We start from the raw sequence: 22,400 nt of genomic DNA on the forward strand, positions 1-22,400 counted from the left end.
AAATGCCTAAAATAAATAAAAACACGGGGCATTGATGGTTCAATCCCCCGCGTTCAAAAATACGGTTTGGCTTATTTTAACATAAGCCGCAGAAAAATTAACGGTTCTGCCAAATGCTTAATGCACCCTTACGTGTCGACACATATAATTGGTTGTCAATCACACGTAGTGAGCGTACTTCACCACTGGTTTTAGAACGACCAACCAATTCGCCTGTCGCTGGGTTGATTAAGTGAAGTACACCATCCAGATCACCAACCACAAGGTCTTGACCTAACATCACTGGGTTACTCAAATTACGATTAAGCAATTGGTCATTTTCCCACAATGTTTGACCAGTGGTAATTTCGTAAGCCACAATTTTACCATCAGTTTGTGTCACAAAGACACCATTGCCTGCAACTTCAGGGCGCTGAATGCTGCTCGCATCATTACTCCAGATCACTTGTTGTGATGCAAGATCAAGTGCAGTCACTTGGCCTTGGTAACTGGTGGTAATTAAAAATTGACCTGCTACAGTCGGTTCACCGTCAATATCAATGAGACGTTGTACATCTGAACGACCGTCTGACACTGCAACACGACGCTGCATTTTCGGAATACCGCTCAATGCATCAATCACATAGATATAGGCATTTGAAGAAGCAATGAGAACATGACGAGCATCGAGTGATACCGGTGCTGCCATACCACGTAAACTAAACTGCACATTTGGCAAGTTATAGGTCCAAGTTTGTTGACCCGTTGCCACATCGTTTGCGTATACCGTACCATCATTGGTAACTGAAATAACGCGACCTGCTTGAATCAACGACGGTGAAAGTAACGCGCCGGTTAATTGCGCAGTCCACTTTTGTTCACCTGTTGCCTGATCTAATGCAAATAATTGACCTTTTGCATTACCCACAACCACAATACCGTCAGCAGCTTCTACACCTGCAGTCAAACCTTGTTTAGAGATTTTCTTCTGCCATAAGCGCTCTTTACCTTTGTAGGCTTGAACTTCACCGTTAGGATTTACGCTAAAAACAACGCCATTATCTGCATCCATACGTAAACGCAGTGGATCTGCTTCTTCAGTTGAAGCCACACTGTTTGAAAATACAGGTGCTAAAGTTTTTGCCTGTTCCAATTTTGGTAAAGGATTTGGTTTTACTTTTTCTACTTTTCCTTTATTTGCACAACCAGCCAAAGCAAGTGTTAAAACTGTCAGCGCACAGGTAATTTTGTATTTTCTATTCATTCAGTTGCTTCCACTTGTGTATCTATAATCGGACGTTCAATTTCAGGATCATCAACTAAAACGCCTACACTTTCGAGTTTAATTTGTAAAATTTGACGTTCTTCTTGTCGCTCAACCAAAGCATCCCATGCACTTTGATAAACTTTCTTTGCATTTTCGATATCATTTTTCGCAACATAGACGTCGCCACGGGCTTCATCTGCAGTCGCTTGAAAAGCAGGTTCTTTAACTGCTTCTAAGGTTTTTAATGCTTCATCAAATTTCTTTTGCGCCAATTGTGCATACGCCAAACGTAATTTCACCAATTGAATTAAGCCTGCATCATCAACTTTTGAATTTTCAACTTTTTTCAAAGCTTTCTCAGCATTGGCATAATCGGCTTTATCATATGCCAATTTTGCCATAAGCAACTGAGTTTGGATGGCTTGTGGCGAATCTGGCGCTTCTTTTACAATTTTATCTGCAGTCGCAGAAAGTTGTGTAAACGCATCGCCAGTCGCCGACTGAGCATCATCCATTAACTGCTGTACTTTGGCTGTTTGCATTTGCGATTCAGCCAAAGTTTTCTTCTGCCAGTATTCCCATCCGAAAAAGGCAATCAACGCAATTAAAATGCCGCTAACAATGGCAGAGCCATATTTTTTAGCAAACGATTTTAAATTATCAAGTTGTTCTTCTTCACTCAATGCGCTCATGAAATTACCTTTTTCCTTATGTTATAGGGATTATTTTGAAGAATTTTTTTCGATAATGAAGGCAACAAAGTCTGCCACATTCACTTCGTGTTGTTCTGCAATCGCTAGCTCTTTCACCAGCACTTGCCCTGCTGCTTGCTCACGTTCACCGTAAATCACAGCAAATAAAGCGCCCGATTGGTCGGCTTTTTTCATTTGCGATTTCATTGAACCTTGTGAACCAACTTTTAAGCGAATGTTGCTACCCGCTGCTTCAAGTTGATCACGAATTTGTTCAGCAAGTACCAATGCCTTACCTTGAGTTGCAGGATCTGAAACCAAGAATAGCTCACAGTCACGCACTGGGGTATTGTCTTCCACTTGTTCAAGTAGAAGAAGCAAACGCTCCATACCCATTGCAAAACCAACAGCAGGTACAGACTGGTCTGCTTTACCTTTAAGCTGACCGACTAAACCGTCATAACGACCACCAGCACATACCGTTCCTTGAGAACCTAAGTGTGTAGTTGTCCATTCAAAGACCGTTTTATTGTAGTAGTCGAGACCACGAACCAATTTCTGATTGATCACAAAACCAATACCAGCATCAGTCAAATACTGCTGCAATTGGGCAAAGTGAGCCAACGTTTCTTCACCCATAAAGTCGTGAAGTTTTGGCGCATTTTCCAAAATGCTTTGTGTTTTTGCATCTTTAGAATCCAAAATACGCAGTGGATTCGTAGTTAGACGTCGCTGAGAATCTTCATCTAAGTCATTTTTATGTGACTCTAAGAATTCAACCAATGCCGCACGATAAGCTGCACGTTCATCAGACTCACCTAATGTATTGAGTTCTAATTGAACTTTATCTGCAACGCCCATGCGTTTCCACAAACGCGCAGTCATTAAAATCAATTCTGCATCTTGATCTGGTGTTGCAACACCAAAGGTTTCTACGCCAAATTGATGGAACTGACGGTAGCGACCTTTTTGTGGTTTTTCATAGCGGAACATTGGGCCGACATACCATACACGCGGTGTAGCACCACGAAGTAAGTTATGTTCAAGCATTGCACGTACACACCCTGCTGTTCCTTCTGGACGCAAAGTCAAAGACTCAGGCGGATTACCTTTGTCTAAGAATGTGTACATTTCTTTTTCAACGATATCCGTTGCATCACCAATAGAACGTTTGAACAGATGAGTCTGCTCCACAATCGGCAAGCGAATTTGCTGATAACCATAAGCATCCATCAGGCTAGATAGATGCTGTTCTAGACGTCTCCATGCAGGACTTTGCGTAGGGAGAATGTCATTAAAACCTTTGATTGCGACGATTGAACTCATGATCTACTCAGAAAAACTTGTGCGAATAATCTCTTTAGCTTTAGCGTCTTCAAGATCGCTAACACGTTGACGAACCATCGCTTCGATTTCGTCAACCAACTGATTTGTGTCAATTAAATGGCTCTTTTCGCCATTACGATACACCAGTGAACGCGGACTTGCACCTACTACACCAATATCGGCTTCTTTGGCTTCACCCGGACCATTTACTTTACAACCAATCACCGATACATCCATTGGGGTACGAATATCTTCTAAACGCTCTTCCAATGTTTGCATAACTTTGATGACATTGAACTCTTGGCGTGAACAACTTGGGCATGCAATAAAGTTAATGCCGTTTGAACGTAAGCCCAATGATTTTAAAATATCAAAGCCAATTTTGATTTCTTCTTCAGGCTCTGCTGCCAATGAAATACGCATGGTGTCACCAATGCCTTCCATCAACAAACCGCCTAAAGCGATAGCAGATTTGACTGAACCCGTGCGGTAGACACCTGCTTCAGTCACACCTAAGTGTAATGGGTTATCAATTTGTTTAGATAACAAACGGTAAGCATCCATCGTCAGAAAGACATTCGATGCTTTGACTGACACTTTAAATTCATGGAAATTTAAACGGTCTAAAATATCAATATGGCGCATTGCAGATTCAAGCAAAGCCTGACCTGTAGGCTCACCATATTTCTTTTGAATATCTTTTTCCAGTGAACCGGCATTGACACCAATACGCATAGAGATGTCATTATGTTGTGCAGCAGTTACCACTTCACGAATTTTAGCTTCTGAGCCAATATTACCCGGGTTAATACGCAAACAATCTGCACCAAGGTCTGCAACACGTAAAGCAATTTTATAATCAAAGTGAATATCGGCAACCAATGGCACTTGCACACGTTTACGAATTTCACCAAAAGCTTCAGCAGCTTCCATACTTGGTACAGACACACGCATGATGTCTGCGCCTACATCAACACAGCGCTGAATCTGTGCCACGGTCGCTTCGACATCACAGGTTTCAGTATTGGTCATACTTTGGATGCTGATCGGCGCATCACCACCGACATACACCGAACCTACTTTAATTTTACGCGTTGGACGGCGCTTAATTGGATTTTCAATCATTGTTCAGTCTGCTCTGTTGTCCCTTAACGTGATAAACGGAAATCTGCTTTGCCGTTTACGGTATATGGTGACAATGAAATATTTTCATTATTTAAGCTTAATGACACTACTGTTGCATCATCCAAACGAATTTGGAATGGTGTTTCACCGTTTAAGTTGAGCGTCGATGCTTGACGACCCGTCGCCAACACCTTACCCGTCGAATCAACAATATGTACTGAAGTCGGGCTACTAAAGGTCAATGTCAATTGATCGCCACTGACCGCTGCATTTCCGCCATTCATGTCGAGGACTTGAACTTCTGAAGCGACATCATTGGTCACAGCGTCTTCATTATCGCTGCCCGAGGTCATGCCCTGAATCGCTGCCACGATCGCACCAATGACCACCAACACCGCCAATGCAATCAGACCACGTTTGATCCATTTACGATTACGGTCGCGGTTAGAACCGGGTAATTTACCCATAATTTTAATCGGTGAATTGTTTAACGCGTGATTTGGCAACAAACCCGTATCGTTAGCATAAATATCATCAAAACGTTGAATGATATTGGTTGCATCAACTTTTAAATATTTGGCATAAGTGCGGTAGTAACCTTTAATAAAGGTCGCTTCAGGCAATGACTTATAATCATCTTGCTCAAGTGCAGTCAGTGTTTTTAATGGAATATTGAGTTCTGATGCGACAGCTTCAAGTTCCAGTTTTTGCGTAATACGTACTTGACGTAAATACTCACCTGGGCGTTGTACATTTCCTAATGCATTTGGAGCTACGCTCGAACCATTCGATTGCGGTGAATTAGGATTTACTTCCATACGGCCTCAGTACTGTACTGTAATTGCAAATAGCGTTGGTATTCAGGACTTTCTGGGAACAAAGCACGTAACTGGTTAACCAGTACTTGCATACCCAAATTGTCGCCATTGGCACGCGCTGTTCGAATGCCAATCCAGAGTGCACGCGCACCCTGATTTTTTTGTCCTACTGCACGTACAAATTGTTCATACATTTGTGTGGCAGCAGGGAACTGCTGATTCAAATAAAAGATTTCAGACAACTCTAACATTGAAACATAGGAATCACGATTAGCCTGCAAAGCTTGTTTGAATGATTTTTCAGCATTCGCCACATCACCCACTTTCAGGTAAATTCGACCTAAATTTTCCAATGCTTTGAAACGTTGATCATAACCTAAAGTTGAACCTGCGATGCTGAACTGTTCAATCGCATCATTATAACGCTCAACTTGGTATAAATACGTACCGTAGTTGTTACGTGCTTGAGAATTTTTTGAGTCTGCTGAAATTGCACGCTTAAAATAACTATCTGCTTTTTCTAAGTTGGCTGGACTGCCTTCTCTTTGCAGTAAGACGCCCATCATCATATTGGCTTGGGAATCGCGAGAATCCACCTCTAAAGCCTGATCTAATGCACGTTTAGCAGAGTCCAAATCCCCTGCTTTCAGGTGTTCAACAGCCAATTGCGTTCTGATTTTTACGGCTTTCTCTGGGTCTTTTTTCCCAATCTCAGGCGTTTGACATGCTGTTAATACCAAAACCGATGCACATAAAGCTGAAACGAAAGTGAACTTATACGTTAACTTTTTCAATTGGCTGCCTCTTTATTATCCTTGTGAGCGCAGTATCTCATTTTGCTGCGCAACTTTCTTTTTCCATTGCTCCGCACGACGAGTACGGTCAGCAACTTGCCCCACGAGTTGTCCACACGCAGCGTCGATATCATCACCACGTGTCTGACGAATCGTACACACAAAACCGGCATCAGACAAAGTTTTTTGGAAAGAAATAATACGGTTACGGCTTGAACGACCGTATGGCGCATGCGGGAACGGGTTAAACGGAATTAAATTAATTTTGCTTGGTAAGTTTTTCAACAGCTTTAACATTTGCTGTGCATGTTCAGGATGGTCATTTACACCATCTAACATCACGTATTCGATAGTCACGTGTTTACGTGAACTTTCATTACCATCTTTGGCGATATAACGCTGACAAGCTGCAATCAACTGTTCCAACGGATATTTTTTATTGATCGGAACAAGTTCGTTACGTAGTTCATCATTTGGCGCATGGAGTGAAATTGCCAAGGCTACATCAATGTCTTGTGCCAATTGGTCAATTTTAGGCACCACACCTGAGGTTGACAAAGTCACACGACGCTTCGACATGCCATATGCAAAGTCATCCAGCATGATACGCATTGAATTCAATACGGCATCATAGTTCAACAGTGGCTCACCCATACCCATCATCACCACGTTGGTTACTGAACGTTCACGATCAGCAACTGGCACATCTTCCATATAAGAGAAGTTCGCCATCCACAGCTGACCAATAATTTCAGCTTGGCTCAAATCACGTTGAAAACCTTGTTTCCCAGTTGAACAGAATGAACAGTCCAGAGCACAGCCCACTTGTGACGAAATACACAAGGTCTTACGTGCGCCGGTTTTATCTTCTGCAGGAATGAGCACGGTTTCAACCAATGAACCTGCACCATCACCTACACGGAACACCCATTTACGAGTACCGTCTTTTGAATAATTTTTATGCACCACTTCAGGCGCTTTAATTTCACAAATCTTTTCTAGTTTTTCACGCAATTTACCAGAAATATTGGTCATTTCAGCAAAATCAGTCACGAAGAACTGATGAATCCATTTCATCACCTGCCCAGCACGGAATTTCTTCTCCCCCATTTCTTCGAAGAATTTTTCCATTTGCGGACGTGACATGCCCAGTAAATTCACTTTCTCCACAGTATTTTTCTGCGTCGGAGCGGATGGAGATTGTTGCTGTGCATCAGAAACAGCTGATGTAGCGACTACTTCAGTACTCATGTGTAATTACCTAAACCATGTCTAAAGATCAAAGGAGAAGCTCAGTTATTGAGCAAAGAATTATTCAGAGAATAAAAAAACCAGACAAGCAGTATACCACTTATCTGGTTTGAATACTTCGAATTAACGAGTACGTGGAGCGATCTCAGTTTGAGCGAAGAAGTAGTTAACTTCACGATCAGCAGATGCTACAGAGTCAGAACCGTGAGCAGCGTTTTCGTCGATGCTTACAGCGAAGTCTGCACGGATAGTACCAGGAGCAGCTTCTTTAGGGTTAGTTGCGCCAAGGATTTCACGGTGAGCAAGAACTGCGTTTTCGCCTTCAAGAACTGAAACTACAACTGGACCAGAAGTCATGAATGCAACTAGGTCACCAAAGAAACCACGTTCTTTGTGCTCAGCGTAGAAGCCTTCAGCTTCAGCTTGAGTCAAGTGTTTCATTTTAGTTGCAACGATTTGAAGACCAGCTTTTTCGAAACGAGCAAAGATGTCGCCGATGTGGTTTTTAGCAACTGCGTCTGGTTTAACGATAGATAAAGTACGTTCAATAGCCATGAGAGGCTCCTTAAGTCAATTTGACGTGAAAAATTTGCCGCATTATACCGAATAATGCGCTATTTTCTGCTTTTGCTATACAAAAAAATTGCTTTTTTCGATGTAGGGATTAACTTGCCTCATCAATCCAGGCCATCTGAATTCCCTCAAGCAGACCTTCAGTCGACTTTTCAGGGTCATCAGTGAAATTTGGCAATGCACATACCCATGCATGTAGGTCAGTAAATCGAATCCATTGCGGATCAACATCAGGGTGAGCTTCATACAGCTCAATTGCGATATCAATGGTATCTGTCCAGCGTAAACCCATGGGTCTTCCTAACATCGTCTATAGAATGATGGCTTACTTTAACAAATTTCAGCAATTCGACGTGATAAACCCTTTTAATTTTTTTATTACCAGATTTTGCAATTAAGATCTCCACATCAAACTATAAAACCAAACCCAAAAGAGGTGCACAGAGAATAATTGCGGCACCCACTGCAGCGCCTATTGCAGCACCGACAGCAACATCACTCGGGTAATGCAATCCTAAGATCATGCGGGATAATGCCACCAATAAGCTAAAGGGCAACATTAAGACCAACAACATGGGTTGAATATAGCCCAGCACTGTTGTTGCCATGACCGCATGTAGAGTATGCCCCGATGGAAAACTAAAATGATCTAGAGGGCGTTCACCTAAGCGAATCACTTGATGCACTTGGTACGGTCTTGGGCGCACAGTTTTCTTTTTGAGGAGTTTATAGATCGAGGTGCCGACGAAACCACCCAGTAATACATAGACGATTTGCACACTGTAGGAGATGCCCTGCACGATCCAAACCGTCACCAACATGACATACCAAAACACACCATCACCAAGTCGACTCACCATTTTAAATATGTCAGCGACAACTTGTTGATGTGAAAAATGATTGAGATAAATACAGCCTTTTAAATCGAGATGCAGCATTCTTGTTTTTGCATTTTTAAAATTCATCGCTAATCTCCTATCTACAGTCAAAGCCTGACTGTGTTGGGGTTGAGCTAGATTTGTGTTGTTATTTTTACAAGTTTAGATCTTTGTTTGACTCAGCTTAGGTTCTCTTTTTGACAGTGCAATGATGCTTTGATGACAGTTCGATGAATATTGATTTTTGAAGATGTTGAACTTTTCAATATAGCCAATAACGCTAGCTCCATTGGCTCATCATGGCTTGATCCACCACGCGATATAGCGCTTGCTCAAATTGCTGTACAGGATATTGCCATCCGATTTTAGCAGCGTCTTTTGCCGCCTCGATGCCCATGGTTTTTAATTTAGCGCGTTGCGGCAATTGCTGCATAAGCCGAATAAATTCATCGGTTCGAGATAAGTGACATAACCATCCCGTTTGCTGATTTCTCACGTGCAGTTGGGCACATGCAGCATTATATGCAATCACAGGCAATCCGCTGGCCATCGCCTCCAAAACCACATTACCAAAAGTCTCAACCTGACTTGCGAAAACAAAAACATCCGCACTAGCATAGGCTTCCGATAAAGCCTGACCACTTAAACTTCCCATAAAAATAACATCTAGTGATTTTGCCAATTGCATTAATCGCGCACGATCTGGGCCATCACCCACAATGACCAATTTCGTTCGTGCATCCATAGCCAACATCGAGCGATAGGCTGAAATTAAAACATCTACCTCTTTTTCAGGAGATAGCCGACCGACATACAGCATCACGCGGGTATGTTCATCTGCTTGCCACTGTTGTCTCAGATCTGCTCGATAATGTGAGGGAGAAAATCGGCTATGGTCCACACCACGCCCCACCACCACCAATGGACAACTAAAACCTAATCGATGCAGGGCATCTGCAGTATCTTGGCTCGGGACACAGGTGAGTTGAGTATTGTTATGAAACCATCGTAAATAATGTTGTACAGGCTTCATTAAAAACGCTAAATCAAAGAATCGACTAAAATCATGAAAGGCCGAATGAAAACCACTGGACACAGGAATCTGTAAAGAACGCGCCAGTTGAAGCATAGCAAATCCCAAAGGCCCTTCAGTGACTATATGCACAATGTCGACTTGGGCTTTTTTTAAAGCTTTACTCAGCTTGATCAATTGCGGCCAGCCAAATTGTAAACCTGAATATCTAGGAATCGACTGCGCTCGAACCAAACACTCTTGATCAGGTCGAAAATCCTGACAACTTTCGGACTGTTCAGGACGTATTAAAAATATTGAGTTGCCTTGTTGCTGCAAGCCTTTACACAACTGCAATAAAGAATGTGCAACACCATTAATTTCTGGCGCCCACGTATCTGTAACAATGGCGACTTTTAGACCTGGACGGATTAAGGTTGAGATCGTTTGCACATCCATTCGTGATTGCATATGCTTAAATTGGAATTGAAAGCGTGCAGGTTCATCCTGCATATGCCCTAAATTGATAGCCGATTCTGTCATGATCTTACATGCTTCTTATAAATGTATATCCACAGTTTAAGCAGCAGTTTTTTGCATTTTGATGATTATTTGATGACAGTTTATTGAAAAAAATTGACTAATTTCTTCTACAAAATCATGATTTATCCGTAATTTTTAATCAGTTTTAAAATCGTCTGACCCGCACGAGAAGCTATTTGCATATCTGCGTTCATCCTTTCTAAACACCCACTCATACTACGAAGCCCCACACTCAAACCAGCTTGATTAACCAGATCCACATCAACCCCCACGCCATTGTCTTCAACTTCCATTATCAACGCCGAGTTTTCATAATAAATTCGAATCTGCACCACGGTCGCATGACTATGCTTCACAATATTGGTTAATGCTTCTTCAGCTACACGCTGTAAGCTTAGACATTCCAATGGAGTAACATCCACTTCCCATTTTGCAGGAACTGACCATTTAGCGTATATATCGAGCTCATCAAATAACTGATTAAAACGGTGCCTAAAGAGTGCCATCCATTACAAAGGGGTTTCAGGCAGTTTGGTGCCTAAACTTGAACCGCTATCAATGATCTGTCGTAAATCATCTCTTAAAATTTTCAACATCGATAAAAATTGTGGATTGGTCAGATCTTTGGCGCTCTGCTCAGCCTATGCCATTAATCGCAATGATCGAGCTGAGCCATCATGTAGGTCATGTGCTATTTGAATACGCTCTTGCAAGCGAGTATTTTCCATTTCTAGCTGATAATGATTTTGTAAGGTATGCGTTAACTCTTCCTTTACTTGAGTGACCGTTGTTGCCAACGTTTGATTAAACTTTTCAATTCGTCTTACACTTTTAGTCAAGCGTAGTGCAAAAATAATCGCCACACCCAAAGTTGTTATCGGGGAAGCATATGCTGAAATCAAATTTCCTTCATTTCTGACTTTATACGCATAACAGAAAATTAAGCTCCTTAGATTGAAGCCCAAGATTCACCTAAATTTCTTTCCTCAAGCTTCAATCTAGCAACATGAACGAAATCAGCACTCTGCATATCATCACCTTGGCCTTGAAATAAATTTTGTCGCTAAGCAACTCAAAACACCATATTTACAAAGACTGTATCGCGGTAGATTCCTGCAGGTGTCGTTGCATTCACTCGCTCCACCAAACGCACAGCAATTACATAGTTATTTTTGCCAGCGCCTTGCTCGGTAGAAACATTCCACAGATTTTCCATCGCACCTGAAACAGTCATCCGTGTTTTGAGCTTAATCGGGCCATTCGTCACAAAACTACTGCCCGAAGTATCCTGCAAATTACGGCTATTAAAGCGTATGCGGTATTTACCGGAACAATCGACACTAAATGAACTTGCCGCTTGACTATTATAGTAATTCGCCAAGCGCATATTGGTTTCACTGATTCGTCCCATTTCACAGCGACTCGGTGCTGCAAATGTCATTGAACTAAATAACGCTGCTGAGATGAGTAAAATACTTTTCATTGGAAATACTCCTTTATTTACACTGCAATGTAATTAATTCAGGAGTTTGGTTTTCTACCTTTTTCGGCACTGTTAACGCTGTTTGGCAAGATCGACCACCACTGGTCCTCACCGTCAACTTGTAGTAGCCTTCAACCAAACCATATAACATTACCGTGCCATCTGAACCCACTGGATAAACATCAGCTTCTGGGGTATCAATTGCAACTTCACTTCCTGCCACAAATTGATGACCTTGTTCATCCAATATTTTGACCAATATTTGTTGTGTATCAAATACTGAAAAATTAATGTTATAACCACGCTGTCTTAACGCAACTAAACGATGTGCAGCATTCGGAACTTTGCTTTCGATCGGCAATTGGTTTTCATCGAATGAAATATCGTAATTAATATAAGGAACGATATCGTGTACAAAGGCATAGCCTTTTTTATTGGTTTTCGCGACTGGAGACATTGATCGCATGACATCAATATCTTCACGACCACCAACATTCACTAAAGCAAAAGCATTATCGACAAAACTGGTCAATGCGTATTGACCACCCACCCACACCATAGCGCCACGGTAGCCAACCTGTGTTGTTGAATCATTTTCACTATAGAGATGACTCAAAGTTAAATCACCAACATTAGTGGACAAACCACCATAGGCATTTAATACCGTTTCATCATTACGATAATCCACACCGAGCGCATAATTTGCACCATATTCACCAAATGCATTTTGGATGAAACGTACACCGCCGGATTTATTGGTACCTGCATCAGCCTGAATACGTTTACCACCACCAAAATTATAAGAAAATGTAATAAAGGCACCTGAGTCATCGCTATCACCAAATTCTTTAAAATAATTGGCGGTATACATTAAATTCTGTGTGATTTCGCGACTCACACCCACTGTGAGCATTTTGCGATCCTCTAATTCAAATAAAGGATCATTAGATTCATACTGGGTTTGTTCGATATAGTTCAGGTTTAAATTTTGAAAGAATGGGAAATTAGCAAAACTCAAATACGCCATATTTTCAAATTTTGGAAAAATATGATTATCTTCATAACCTAACGCCCGATAATCATTTGTAGCGTAGCGTGAACTCACACCAAAATTGAGTTTCCCGAAATTACGACTAATAGCCAAACCTGCAGAATAGCCATCGTCATTATCGGTTTTACTGCCTAAAAAAATACTGTCTAAAACAAACCATCGATTGACCGCTTGCGTCCATAGCAGTCCTGCATTTTTTACTTTGTCACTATAGGTAGCACTTGCACCCAACGTGGTACGACTGGTGACACCTCTACGCCAATAGGCTGAACTGAAAAAATCGCGATAATCACTATTTTCTTCGTCATAACTGAAGCGTAGTTTCCCTAATGAAATGTTGTAATCATTTAAGTCTTCTTTGAGCAATTTACTACTAATTAACACCGGGAAGCTTCGAACAGTGGTATTCCCCAAGACATCTTGTACAACCATTTGCGCTGTACCTGCACTTTCAATATTGGCACCTGTTTGTAAGTTATAATCTCCAGGTGAAATCTTTTTCTGATAAATATTTACGCCATCAATATATAAATCAACAGTCGAAGGTAAAACTGCACTACCTTTTAGACTTGGAATATTCCAATACACAAAATCTGGACGTGACGTATAGTCTGTACCAAAACTCAAACCACCAAATCGCACACCATGAATTAATGCGCTATAGGCAGAGGTCGTATCACCAATAATCAGCTTGGTCGCACTTTTGGAGAAATCAAACTCAAGACTACTATTTAACCTTACAAATTTTTCTTCACGATAATCATCCCCTTTATTATTTCGATAAAAGGCATTATTTCTTAAAATCCAATTGTCTTTAAACACCCCAAGTTCAGGCAGTACACCAAAATTATTATGTTGAGTGTTATTTTCAAAGTGCATTTCATAATTGAGAAATGCACCAAAATTTGCAGGCATCGGCTGACTGATTAAGGCATCCGTTTCTAGCCCAAAGAAATATTTTGATGGAAGATTAATTTTGATGGCTTGCAATTGAGGATCAAATCCAGACTGAATATCTTGATCCGTTACCAAACAAAATGAATTTTTAGTTGCATGTCGTTTCAGAATTTCTACTTTGATTTGCAGCTTATCAAGATCTGCACACTCTATATAAAACTTGTTATTTTCAGTCAGTAATAATACTTCGCTCTTGCGGTCTACTTCGTTTACCCAAATACTGGTTGGAAACAAATCATCAGGCATATCAACGGCTTCTGCATGAGCAGAATTAGCACATAAAATACAATATAGAAGCAATGTAATTCTATTCATAGCCACTACTCAACTAAATTAAACTCCAAAGGAGTGTCACCTTTATCTGTTTCCACAACGACTTTATAATTACTAGCGCCTTGTAAAGAAACATTCCCGATGTCGTATTGGTTTTTACCTAATGCCAATAAATATTTCATATCGGAAGATTCAGCGACTGTTTTCTTGCTTTTATCGATGACATAAAGTTTTTGGATTTGAATGTGTGATTTTGCTAAATTTTCAACCTGAATAATGGTGCGACCATTCGTTTTTTTGGCAATAAATTTCAAATAAGCGGGTTCTTGTTTGCCGACAAAAAATGGCACATTAATACTTAATAACAGTGCAATTTTCGATTCAGAGTTCGTCACTTGTGGTAGCTCAGTATAAAGAATACGCCATGCTTCTTCTTGTTGTAGATTCATACTTTCTACAGATTGAGTAAAACCCACACGAACCATTTGTTTTGAATTTGGTTTTAAAATAAAGTTTTTCGGATTGATAATAATATTGGATTCAGGTGAAAGAACATCTTCCCCTGCGGCATTTTGAGTCCATTTAAATGCTTGAGCTTCAAAAATACGTGGTGTCTCATCATCCCCTTTCGATTCCAAAGTAAATGTCGCACTGCGTTGTTTAGATTTATCGGTTAAATATAACTGCACAGGGCTAATTGAAATACCTGCAAATATTTGAGGACTCAATAAGCAAGTTATTAAACTAAATGAAACGACTTTGAATAAACTTTTCATATACCCACCCCAGTACATTTAAATATTATTATCAATTCAAAATAAAAAGAAGTTGACCCTAACTGTGTAGAATCAACTCCCGAAATTTGGATTAGTAAGCTACTTTGATATATAAAGTATCTTTGTATGTACCAGCACGTTGAGTACCTGAAATTGTATTTTTTGGAGCTACAGATACAGCAAAGTTATCAACGCTCATACCAGCTACAGGTGTAGAACCGATTGGATAATTCACACCACCTTTTGAAGTCGTGATTTTTGTAAATACTTTATCACTAGTGGTTTCATGTTTTACAAAAGTATCTGCACTTGAACCCGCGTTTAGCGTAGATAGATTTAATGTATATGGAGTGTTCGTTGTAACTGTAAAGCCACTAGCACCCGTATAACTGTCTTCAACGAGTTTGATGTCTTTACCTACCAAAAGCTCACATGCTTTAAGAATCTGTAACTCGATGTCGATTTCGCCTTCACACGGCGCACCGCCACATTGTTTAGATTCTTTTTTACCACCAGCGATTGCAGATGTTGCTGGAAGTGCTACGAACAATGTTGCAGATAGTATTGCGGTTAAAATTTTAGATGTAGTCATTTCACTTCTCCATTCTCATATGAGATTTATTAGTATGTGCATCAAAGGATATTTATTAAGAAAAACTAATTAATCTTACTTTCCCTAGGTGCTGATTCATTCTTAATCATGTTGAGAAAAAAAGAACCTAATATGGAAATTTCACACGAATAATCATGTAATATTATTTTTTACAAATATTTAAATTATGTTGTTGTAATATATTAAATATTTTTAATTTTTATATTTTTATTTAATTTTTCTCTTTATCCCAAATTTTGGGGATTTTTTTCATATCCCTATTTTTTGGTATATTATATCTTATTGTTTTTATTAAATTTAGTAACATTAAAAATAATATAGGCTGTTACATATTTCACCAAATATTTGTGAAATAGTTCAAAATAATTTTCAAACAAACCAATACTACGTGAATATTCAACTATATTAATAGTAAAGACCGATTAAATTTAAATTTTAAATAGAATCTCAAATGTATAATCACCACTTTCAGGTATGTCTTTTGAAACGCAATACAAGAATTACGTCACCAAATACTGAGACTTTGTATTAAATTACAGGTTCTGAAACACGTCTTAGTTTCCAATGTTTAGCTTTTGTAAAACATATTTTCTTTCTTTAAATTTCAGTTTTTGTTTTTCAAATTTTTAGAATCTCATTTATTACGTGAATTATCACATATATAGAAATTCACCCCCTCTCTTTCAACACTCATTTTACTTTGTTTTTTTATTCAAAATACGGACCACCTCTTTTAAAACTGCCTACATACTCCTTTAGAAAATTCTATAAATAAAAAAAAGCCCCAAGTTATGGGGCTTTTTAAAAAATTTAACTTACTCACTGACTGGATAAAGCAATCCTTGATCGACTCGAAAGATTTGACCTGATCCAAAGTCGATCTGCTGCAACTCTCCTTTTAATTTTGGGAAGCCAGCAATTTTCTCCAATTGCGGTGAGCGTTGAAAATTCTTCGTTTTAGGATTGTACATCCAATAAATAAATCGCTTATCTTCTATTTTTCGACCATCAGAGGTATCCGAAAGTACAACATCATAGTATCCATCAAAGTTTACATCTAAGAATCCCATACTATTCCCAAAAGCATTAAAGCCTTGTAATGACTGTAGTACTTTGCCATTCGATTTATTAATCACATCTACGCGTTTTAGAGACTTCCCATAAGGTTGGTCTGCGGATTGCACTCCATAAAACTTAAACAGCAGGATAGGTTTATCTACTGCTTTAAACGCAGGTTCAAACTGTAAATAACTTGTAGATGGTGGTACCGTTTGTTCAGTCAGTTCTGCTTTAAACGAGCCTGTATTTGCATTCAAGGTTCCTGCCAATCGATAAGCTGTTGCCGCACTTTGTTCAGTCCCAACATTAACTGAATTCAAGTCAATAAAATCAGCTTTTTGAGTCCCTTTAAAGTTAATTTGTTTGGGCTCTTGTAGATTAGTCAACGTCCCGTACGGATTCCATATACCAGCATACAAATCTAAGAAATAACGTCCTTCAATCGAGCGAAGCATCCGCTGCATGGATATCCGAACCTCAGGTAAAGGCTTTAACTCAGGCTGTGCTATATCTGCATCTTGTGCAAAACCCACCACAGGTAGACAAAGAGCGAGTAAAAGAGAGAGTTTTGATATTTTCATTGCAATTACACACTCCATACAGCATGAATAATGCCTACTCTATCACAACCTAAATTCAACACAGATGACACAAATATAGGAGTTTTGAAACTATCTATGACTCAAACCATTAGATTAAATTGGTGCCGCTTTTAAAGCCCATGTTTCCAATCTTTGGCATCCCCATTAAAAACATCTTTTTTGACTGAGAAATAAAATTTTGTTCTTTTATTGCTCTACAACTTTTTTTACTTGAATACAAGGAAGAAAAAGTACTGCTTTGAATGAAGCCCAAAAAGCAAATCACTGTTGTGGACGCAAAGAGGCCACGTACTGCCTTTTATCCTTTCTAGGTACTTAGCAAATTTAAATACCACTCAAATGAGTGGGCTTTCACATTCAAATCAATTGATTGGAGAAATTAGTTTTTCTCTTTATCAACGGTTTTACTTGCCTTTATGCTGATTTCAGTAAGGCATAAAAAAGCCCCTGTTAAAAACAGGAGCTTTTTGACTTAGAAATCAAAACTTAGTTCTTTTCTTTGTCTACGATTTTGTTCGCTTGAATCCAAGGTATGAGCAAACTCAGAACACTGTTCTGAGTGAAGCGCAAGGAATAAAAGCACTGCTTACATCATTTGAGGCACGCAGCCTTGATACCGTCTTTTGTAAGGCATAAAAAAGCCCCTGTTAAAAACAAGGGCTTTTTGACTTAGATATCAGAACTTAGTTCTTTTCTTTGTCTACGATTTTGTTCGCTTGGATCCAAGGTACGTAAAAATAGAAAAGCATGCTTTTCTATTTTTAAGGCACGTAACTTTAGATATTAAAAAACCCACTCAAAATGAGTGGGTTTTCGTATTCAAATCAATGGATTCAAGAAATTAGTTTTTCTCTTTATCAACGATTTTGTTCGCTTGGATCCAAGGCATCATCGCACGTAACTTGTTACCAGTTACTTCGATACCATGCGCCGCGTTTTGACGACGACGAGCAGTCATAGAAGGATAGTTCAACGCACCTTCTTGGATGAACATTTTCGCGTATTCACCAGATTGAATACGTTTAAGCGCATTACGCATCGCTTCACGAGATTGTTCGTTGATTACTTCAACGCCAGTTACGTATTCGCCATATTCAGCATTGTTTGATACTGAGTAGTTCATGTCCGCGATACCGCCTTCGAACATTAAGTCAACGATCAATTTAAGTTCGTGTAAACATTCGAAGTAAGCCATTTCTGGTGCATAACCAGCTTCAACAAGAGTTTCGAAGCCCATTTTAACCAATTCAACAGCACCACCACAAAGGACTGCTTGCTCACCGAAAAGGTCAGTTTCAGTTTCTTCACGGAATGAAGTTTCGATAATACCAGTACGGCCACCACCAACACCTGAAGCGTAAGAAAGCGCAACGTTACGTGCATTACCAGAAGCATCTTGGTGAACAGCGATAAGATCAGGTACACCTGAACCACGTTGGAATTCTGAACGTACAGTATGACCAGGCGCTTTTGGAGCAACCATGATTACGTCAAGGTCAGCACGTGGAACAACTTGGTTATAAAGAACAGAGAAACCATGAGCAAATGCTAGCGTTGCACCTTGCTTGATGTTTGGCTCAATTACGTCACGGTAAAGTTGTGATTGGAACTCATCTGGAGTCAAAATCATAACTAAGTCAGCTTGAGCTACAGCAGCAGGAACTTCTGAAACTTTAAGACCAGCATTTTCAGCTTTTTTCCAAGAAGTAGAACCAGCGCGTAGACCTACAGTTACGTCAACGCCTGAATCTTTAAGGTTAAGCGCATGAGCATGACCTTGTGAACCATAACCAATGATTGCTACTTTTTTGCCTTGGATGATAGATAAGTCTGTGTCTTTATCGTAAAAAATTTGCATTGCTGTCTCCGCTAAAATGCTTTCGTTTCCTTTAACTTGATACCGTGATTCTGTTTGATTATTCACGTTTCAAGTACCTCACCCATAGGAGTGAGGTGAATATATAAAATTAGATAGTTAAAACTTTTTCGCCACGTGCGATACCTGAAACACCTGAACGTACAACTTCTAGAATTGTATTTTCAGCTAAGGCATCAATAAAACCATCTATCTTTTCAGTTGTACCTGCGATTTGAATGGTATATGTCGTTGGCGTTACGTCTACGATTTGTCCACGGAAAATATCCGCAGTACGTTTAATTTCGGCACGTGCTGAACCGAGTGCTTTGACTTTAATTAACATCAATTCACGTTCAATATGAGCACCTTCAGACAAATCAACAACTTTAACAACTTCGACAAGCTTGTTGAGTTGTTTGGTGATTTGTTCAATTTTATGCTCATCGCCATACGTCGTTAAAGTCAAACGCGAAAGTGTCGGATCTTCTGTTGGCGCTACATTTAAAGTCTCAATGTTATAATTACGCTGAGAAAATAAACCCACCAACCGTGAAAGCGCACCTGCTTCGTTTTCTACAAGTACAGAGATAATATGTCTCATTGTGTGCGCTCTCCTTTGCCTAACCACATATCTTTCATTGACTGGCCAGCAATCAACATTGGATATACATGCTCTGAACGGTCAACCATCACGTTAATAAACACGCACTTGTCATTGATCGCCATCGCTTCAGCAAGCTTCGACTCGAGTTCATCTGCATGGTCAATTTGAATACCTACATGACCATACGCTTCCATTAATTTAGGGAAGTCTGGAAGTGACTCAACATACGAGCTTGAGTGACGACCTTCGTAGTTCATGTCTTGCCATTGCTTAACCATACCTAATGCACGGTTATTCAAGCATAGAATTTTTACATTTAGGCCATATTGCTTACATGTAGAAAGTTCTTGGATACACATCTGAATCGATGCTTCGCCAGTAATACACACTACTTGTTGATCTGGGAAGGCAAGTTTTGCTGCCATAGCATATGGCAAACCTACACCCATGGTTCCTAGACCACCTGAGTTGATCCATTGACGTGGACGTGTGTATTTGTAGTAAAGCGCACCAAACATTTGGTGTTGACCAACGTCTGAAGTAATGATGGCTTGGCTATTGGTAATTTTATCCAACGCTTCAACAACCTGCTGTGGCTTCATTGAACCATCAGTTGGTTTGTCATAGTTCAAACCATGAACTTGACGCCATTCATTGATTTGTTTCCACCAAGCCGCGATATCTTCAGGATTTGGTTTAGACACATTCAATTGCTTTAATTGAGCCAACATTTCAGTCAATACAGGCTCTACTGCACCCACAATTGGGATGTGCGCCATAATTGTTTTTGAAATCGTTGCTGGGTCAATATCAATATGAATGACTTTCGCATTTGGACAGAATTTCGCAGGATTATTGGTTACACGGTCATCGAAGCGCGCGCCTACACACAGAATCACATCTGCATTGTGCATGGTCATATTGGCTTCGTAAGTACCATGCATACCCAACATGCCGATGAATTGTTCATCATTGCCCGGATACGCACCAAGACCCATTAAGGTACTGGTTACTGGATAACCCAATAAATGTGCAAGTTCTGTCAACTGTGCAGAAGCGTTGCCTTGAACCACACCACCGCCTGAATAAATAATTGGGCGTTTGGCATGAATCAATTCATCGATTGCTTTACGAATTTGACCTGAGTGACCACGATGCGGCGGTTGATACGAACGCATTTTCACTTTTTCAGGATATTCGTAAGCAAATTTCTCTGCAGGATTCGTCGCATCCTTTGGAATATCAACGACAACAGGACCCGGACGGCCACTTGAAGCGATATAAAATGCCTTCTTAATAATCGAAGGGATTTCGCTTGCATGACGTACTTGGAAGCTGTGTTTTACGATTGGGCGCGAAATACCGACCATATCAGTTTCTTGGAACGCATCCTCACCGATCAGATGGCTTGCAACCTGACCTGACAAAATCACCATTGGGATTGAGTCCATATAGGCAGTTGCAATTGGAGTTACGGTATTTGTTGCACCCGGACCAGATGTCACCAGTACGACACCTGTTTTACCTGTGACACGTGAGTAAGCATCAGCCATATGACCAGCAGCTTGCTCGTGGCGCACTAGGTAATGATTGATTTTTTCTTGTTGAAATAGCGCATCATAAATATGCAGTACTGCGCCGCCTGGGTATCCAAAAACATGTTCAACGCCTTCGTCCGCTAAAGCGCGTACGAGCATTTCACCACCAGATAAAAGTTCCAACGTGATTCACCCTAATCTTTTTTCACGCACAAATGGAGGGCATTTGTCGTGGTTAATTCATTAACTGTGTGCTCTGTTATAGCACACAAATTTCATAGTTTTCATAGCAATAAGAAAAAAATCTGACCTGCTTGCTGTTTGAGCAATATGGGGTCTAAAACATGTTGGGATAAACATATTTTGTTGGCTTTGTTCAACTTCTCGGCTAGAGAAGAAGTCCATTGCTAAAATGCACTCATTCGAAGGGTGATCGATCTAAGGCATATAAAACTAAAGACAGCATTTTTGTAGTTTCAACCATTAAAGTCAAGTTTAAAAATCGGCTTTTTTCTGATTACTTACAGACCGTTTGTTTTTTAAGCACACTCCCGTTCTTTGTATTCTTTGTAGTTTGTTTATTTATAACCAGTTAGCACGCATTTAATAAAATACTTTTATAAATCTAATAAATAAATTAAATGAATGGCTGTGAGTTTTTAATTCAATTGCCTCACTTTCAACTTGAGGCATGGATTGGATCATAAGAACTCAATATTTTGATTGCTTATTAATTCCACAATTCATCATTCACAAAGTTATTCATCCCACGCGATGCCCCTTTTATCCTTTGTGCTAAAAAATGCATAGATTCTGCTGTCAAAAAAGCGCAAAATTTTCAGCATAATTTTGCATGATCACTATAACTTTGGGACTGAATATATGATGATGAAGACGACGATTGCTCGCACTGCCTGTATTTTATCTAGCATGGCGTTTTGCCTCACCAGTTTGGACCTTTCAGCGAAAGAATATTACAAATGGGTAGATGCAAAAGGTTCAACGCATTACACCACCACGCCACCGCCAAAAAATGCGCAGCGTAAAGGTAAAGTAAATACCTATGGCGCAACAACGACTACGCAATCTGCTCCAGCAAAAAACCAAGAAGAGGTTTCACGTGAAGCCGAACAGTCGAATGAACAAAATGAGCAACAAGCAGAACAACAACGCGAAGCCAATGCAGCACTCCGCCAAGCTCAAGCGGTAGCTGCCGCAGCACAATAATTCATGCCAAAGTCCTGCTATATCGACTTAAATTATTTACATCTAGGCAGCATCGCAAAATTCACTCTAGGCGTATTTTGCGCTATGCTGTAGCACAAACT

At 40.0% G+C, this 22,400-nt stretch carries 22 protein-coding genes; 1 reads left to right on the plus strand and 21 read right to left on the minus strand.

The annotated features are described in order from the left end of the window. Nucleotides 1–97 precede the first annotated feature (97 nt). From bamB to FTV04_RS13215, 21 genes are all read right to left on the minus strand, one after another. A complete protein-coding gene (bamB, locus tag FTV04_RS13115) occupies nt 98–1,243 on the minus strand; it encodes an outer membrane protein assembly factor BamB (RefSeq protein WP_078189607.1) in 1,146 nt (381 codons plus the stop codon). Further along, nucleotides 1,240–1,938 (minus strand): tetratricopeptide repeat protein, encoded by a 699-nt coding sequence (locus FTV04_RS13120; protein WP_078192660.1) that lies wholly within the window; start codon nt 1,936–1,938, stop codon nt 1,240–1,242. Before FTV04_RS13120 ends, bamB begins: the two co-directional genes overlap by 4 nt. A gap of 30 nt (nt 1,939–1,968) precedes the next feature. Further along, nucleotides 1,969–3,264 carry a histidine--tRNA ligase gene (gene hisS / locus FTV04_RS13125; protein WP_180089867.1) on the minus strand — a complete coding sequence of 432 codons (1,296 nt, stop codon included), beginning with the start codon at nt 3,262–3,264 and terminating at the stop codon, nt 1,969–1,971. Between the two features lie 3 nt (nt 3,265–3,267). Then, nucleotides 3,268–4,389, minus strand: coding sequence for a flavodoxin-dependent (E)-4-hydroxy-3-methylbut-2-enyl-diphosphate synthase (gene ispG, locus FTV04_RS13130; protein WP_180089869.1), 1,122 nt, complete (start codon nt 4,387–4,389; stop codon nt 3,268–3,270). A 23-nt stretch (nt 4,390–4,412) separates the two neighbouring features. Then, nucleotides 4,413–5,207: a RodZ domain-containing protein gene (locus FTV04_RS13135; RefSeq protein WP_180089871.1), complete on the minus strand. Its 795-nt coding sequence runs from the start codon at nt 5,205–5,207 to the stop codon at nt 4,413–4,415. Continuing rightward, on the minus strand, nt 5,198–6,001 hold the full coding sequence (pilW, locus tag FTV04_RS13140; protein WP_180089873.1) for a type IV pilus biogenesis/stability protein PilW: 804 nt from the start codon (nt 5,999–6,001) through the stop codon (nt 5,198–5,200). Before pilW ends, FTV04_RS13135 begins: the two co-directional genes overlap by 10 nt. 15 nt (nt 6,002–6,016) lie before the next feature. After that, nucleotides 6,017–7,252, minus strand: a complete 1,236-nt coding sequence (gene rlmN, locus FTV04_RS13145) for a 23S rRNA (adenine(2503)-C(2))-methyltransferase RlmN (RefSeq protein WP_168378458.1) — start codon at nt 7,250–7,252, stop codon at nt 6,017–6,019. 123 nt (nt 7,253–7,375) lie between these two features. Continuing rightward, nucleotides 7,376–7,807, minus strand: a complete 432-nt coding sequence (ndk, locus tag FTV04_RS13150) for a nucleoside-diphosphate kinase (protein ID WP_078189614.1) — start codon at nt 7,805–7,807, stop codon at nt 7,376–7,378. 109 nt (nt 7,808–7,916) lie between these two features. After that, entirely contained in the window at nt 7,917–8,117 is a 201-nt protein-coding gene (gene iscX / locus FTV04_RS13155) for a Fe-S cluster assembly protein IscX (protein ID WP_078189615.1), read from the minus strand. 121 nt (nt 8,118–8,238) lie between these two features. Continuing rightward, nucleotides 8,239–8,790: a phosphatase PAP2 family protein gene (locus FTV04_RS13160; protein ID WP_180089874.1), complete on the minus strand. Its 552-nt coding sequence runs from the start codon at nt 8,788–8,790 to the stop codon at nt 8,239–8,241. 193 nt (nt 8,791–8,983) lie between these two features. Continuing rightward, on the minus strand, nt 8,984–10,261 hold the full coding sequence (locus FTV04_RS13165) for a glycosyltransferase family 4 protein (protein WP_373688134.1): 1,278 nt from the start codon (nt 10,259–10,261) through the stop codon (nt 8,984–8,986). Between the two features lie 119 nt (nt 10,262–10,380). Beyond that, on the minus strand, nt 10,381–10,764 hold the full coding sequence (locus tag FTV04_RS13170) for a sensor histidine kinase (RefSeq protein WP_180089876.1): 384 nt from the start codon (nt 10,762–10,764) through the stop codon (nt 10,381–10,383). A gap of 135 nt (nt 10,765–10,899) precedes the next feature. Continuing rightward, the gene (locus FTV04_RS13175; protein WP_180089877.1) at nt 10,900–11,160 is read right to left on the minus strand and encodes a hypothetical protein; all 261 of its coding nucleotides are present in this window, start codon (nt 11,158–11,160) and stop codon (nt 10,900–10,902) included. Between the two features lie 170 nt (nt 11,161–11,330). Continuing rightward, a complete protein-coding gene (locus FTV04_RS13180) occupies nt 11,331–11,741 on the minus strand; it encodes a hypothetical protein (protein WP_180007213.1) in 411 nt (136 codons plus the stop codon). A gap of 13 nt (nt 11,742–11,754) precedes the next feature. Continuing rightward, complete coding sequence (locus FTV04_RS13185; RefSeq protein WP_180089878.1) at nt 11,755–14,064, minus strand: fimbria/pilus outer membrane usher protein; 2,310 nt, start codon at nt 14,062–14,064, stop codon at nt 11,755–11,757. A 5-nt stretch (nt 14,065–14,069) separates the two neighbouring features. After that, complete coding sequence (locus tag FTV04_RS13190; RefSeq protein WP_180089880.1) at nt 14,070–14,798, minus strand: molecular chaperone; 729 nt, start codon at nt 14,796–14,798, stop codon at nt 14,070–14,072. Nucleotides 14,799–14,889: 91 nt separating this feature from the next. Further along, the gene (locus FTV04_RS13195) at nt 14,890–15,390 is read right to left on the minus strand and encodes a hypothetical protein (protein ID WP_180089882.1); all 501 of its coding nucleotides are present in this window, start codon (nt 15,388–15,390) and stop codon (nt 14,890–14,892) included. 836 nt (nt 15,391–16,226) lie between these two features. Continuing rightward, complete coding sequence (locus tag FTV04_RS13200) at nt 16,227–17,051, minus strand: hypothetical protein (protein ID WP_257221048.1); 825 nt, start codon at nt 17,049–17,051, stop codon at nt 16,227–16,229. 862 nt (nt 17,052–17,913) lie between these two features. Beyond that, entirely contained in the window at nt 17,914–18,930 is a 1,017-nt protein-coding gene (ilvC, locus tag FTV04_RS13205) for a ketol-acid reductoisomerase (RefSeq protein WP_078192867.1), read from the minus strand. Between the two features lie 109 nt (nt 18,931–19,039). After that, complete coding sequence (gene ilvN, locus FTV04_RS13210) at nt 19,040–19,531, minus strand: acetolactate synthase small subunit (RefSeq protein WP_180089886.1); 492 nt, start codon at nt 19,529–19,531, stop codon at nt 19,040–19,042. Beyond that, on the minus strand, nt 19,528–21,255 hold the full coding sequence (locus FTV04_RS13215) for an acetolactate synthase 3 large subunit (RefSeq protein ID WP_180089888.1): 1,728 nt from the start codon (nt 21,253–21,255) through the stop codon (nt 19,528–19,530). The genes ilvN and FTV04_RS13215 overlap by 4 nt, the downstream gene beginning before the upstream one ends. A 699-nt stretch (nt 21,256–21,954) precedes the next feature. On the opposite strand from FTV04_RS13215, the gene FTV04_RS13220 reads away from it, so the two are divergent. Then, nucleotides 21,955–22,299 (plus strand): DUF4124 domain-containing protein, encoded by a 345-nt coding sequence (locus tag FTV04_RS13220; RefSeq protein ID WP_257221049.1) that lies wholly within the window; start codon nt 21,955–21,957, stop codon nt 22,297–22,299. The last annotated feature ends 101 nt before the right edge of the window (nt 22,300–22,400 follow it).

Origin of the sequence: Acinetobacter sp. YH12219, from assembly GCF_013417875.1 — a bacterium.
GTDB lineage: Bacteria > Pseudomonadota > Gammaproteobacteria > Pseudomonadales > Moraxellaceae > Acinetobacter > Acinetobacter amyesii.